Source organism: Paramuribaculum intestinale (genome assembly GCF_003024925.1).
In the GTDB taxonomy this organism is placed as follows: Bacteria; Bacteroidota; Bacteroidia; order Bacteroidales; family Muribaculaceae; genus Paramuribaculum; species Paramuribaculum intestinale.
In genome coordinates, this window is record NZ_PUED01000302.1 from 1 (window position 1) to 1,981 (window position 1,981).

Here is a 1,981-nt window from a genome sequence, read left to right on the forward strand (position 1 = left end):
GGCCACGGAAAAACTCGGTTTTTCAAACCCGAAAACCGAGTTCTTCAAACAAATCGCTAATTTTGCACTTGCCAGTTGAACCTGCGTAGAAGTAATCCAGTTCTTTTCTCCAGACTGAATTGATGTAAGTTCGGCACGAATTCTATGTAGGTCTTTATAGAAGTCATCAATACATTCAGGCTTATAAAACATTGTACGATATACTTTTGAAATTATTGAGTGATATATGTAATCTCTAATTCGACCTCATTGTCAAGGCCGTTACACTGGCGGGTGAAAAGCTGCCATGGCGTCGAGCCGAAGTATTTGCCGAGAATTTCAATGATTCGGTTTTGCTCGGCTGTGGTGCAGGGATACTCTGGTGTGGCGTATAGCACGCAGATACATTCCTGCTGCTTGGCGGGGTTCAAATATTTCTTGCTGTTGTATAATGGGTTGAGCAACAGATCTGCGATGTAATCTATGCGTCCTGATTTTCCGTATGTCTTGGATTCATAGTATATGGTCTCTATGGATGATGACGACAGCACCAACTGCTTGAGTAGTTCGGACACGGAGCCGATTTTGGCTTCGAGCAGATCGAGTTCTTTATGTAGTTCGCTCTGCCGGAAGAGCTCGTCGCGCCTCTTTTTCATACGATACTTGCGTTTGCGCTTGCTACGGTTTTGCCTCTTGCCCCAAAGTTTTCCTTCGCCAAATACAAACCAGTCGTCAGCCTTAGCGGAAAGGCAAAGGTCTTCAGCCGTTGACATCATCTGTTGTTTTAATTCCCGGCGTATCTTTTTATCACGACAATAAGGCAGCGCAATCTTTATATCCAGACGTTTCGCCTGCAAAGCGTATTTGTCAGCCTCATGTTCCTCAAACAGTGCCCAGTCTATTTCGCCATAACGACCGAAGGGCGCGGAGCACCAAAGTATCTCGGCTGCCGCCTCTGCTGCAGTAACCGCTCCGTTGTCGGGGAGGACAACCTTCATTCCTACGATGTTGAAATACCGGTCGCCCTCGCACATGTAGGCATCTGAGTTGCCATCCGGATGGAATGTTATCGTGCCACCTTCGCCCGAAAACACGGTGTTAAGGATAATGTCGTAATCCTCTTTATATCTCGATATGGGGAGAAGCGCATCAGGATATTTCTTCTTCATCGGCTCAATAATGTCCTTGAAATACAATGATTGGCAGAGCTCTTTTACAGTCATATTGTCAGAGATTGTCTAAATTTATATAATACGGATTTTGAGAAGGATTGTCATATGGATTTTTGTTTGTGATGAGGGAGTGTAGCCGTAGCTACATGACCGGGGAGCAAACAAAAAGACGCTGGAAAGACTCTCAAAAGCAAAGTGATATGAATTTTAGACAATCTCTTAGACTGCCAAAAACTGTCAGCGTTGTTCTCAAAGTTCTTCTACTGTAAAAATGTTGACTTCGGCATTGCGAAATAAATCCTTGAAGGCCGTTTCGGGACTAACTTCAGCTAATGTATCATCCTTACCGTCTTCCACCCCGTAATCCTCATAGTCATAGTCTTCAAGCTCGAGATGGATTGAACACCATTTCTTATTATCGGAGAGCTTCAATTTTATGCCGTACATTAGAAAGTGTTCTCTGTATCTTTCATAGAATTCCTCGGCGGTTTTGATTTCCGCGTCAGTTATGAGTTGGGTATAATAGGCGTGCCGGCGACGCATCAGTTCTAAGGTTTCCTTACGGTGCTGCGCCATGTAGTCCAGCAAAGGCGCAAATTTCTTCGCATTCTCATCGATAATTTGCTTCCTTCTTTCAGCAAGTTCCCGCTGTTCTTCGTCTGTAGTTTGATTCATATCTATGCTATTCTAAATTTTTGGACAAAGCTATCCCTGTCGCCTGCCAATAGCTGTCAGGCGATAACAAAAAATGGAGGGATGTTTTTGAACCGGGTCTAAACCTTCACCGATGCGACCAACACCACCTTATAGGAATCACCCAGAGATTCATC

The 1,981-nt window shown here is 44.3% G+C and carries 3 protein-coding genes; all 3 read right to left on the bottom strand.

Going from position 1 to position 1,981, the window contains the following annotated elements; translation table 11 throughout:
- A partial coding sequence (locus C5O24_RS14390; protein WP_205961126.1) for a hypothetical protein occupies positions 1-192 on the bottom strand: 192 nt, incomplete at its 3' end.
- A 20-nt stretch (positions 193-212) separates the two neighbouring features.
- A complete protein-coding gene (locus C5O24_RS12985) occupies positions 213-1,202 on the bottom strand; it encodes a hypothetical protein (RefSeq protein ID WP_107034907.1) in 990 nt (329 codons plus the stop codon).
- Between the two features lie 198 nt (positions 1,203-1,400).
- Positions 1,401-1,826 carry a hypothetical protein gene (locus C5O24_RS12990; RefSeq protein ID WP_107034908.1) on the bottom strand — a complete coding sequence of 142 codons (426 nt, stop codon included), beginning with the start codon at positions 1,824-1,826 and terminating at the stop codon, positions 1,401-1,403.
- Positions 1,827-1,981: the final 155 nt, after the last annotated feature.

Excerpts from the sequence above, each read along its gene's own strand:
- C5O24_RS12985 (WP_107034907.1), bottom strand. The coding sequence starts at position 1,202 with ATGACTGTAAAAGAGCTCTGCCAATCATTGTATTTCAAGGACATTATT.
- C5O24_RS12990 (WP_107034908.1), bottom strand. The coding sequence starts at position 1,826 with ATGAATCAAACTACAGACGAAGAACAGCGGGAACTTGCTGAAAGAAGG.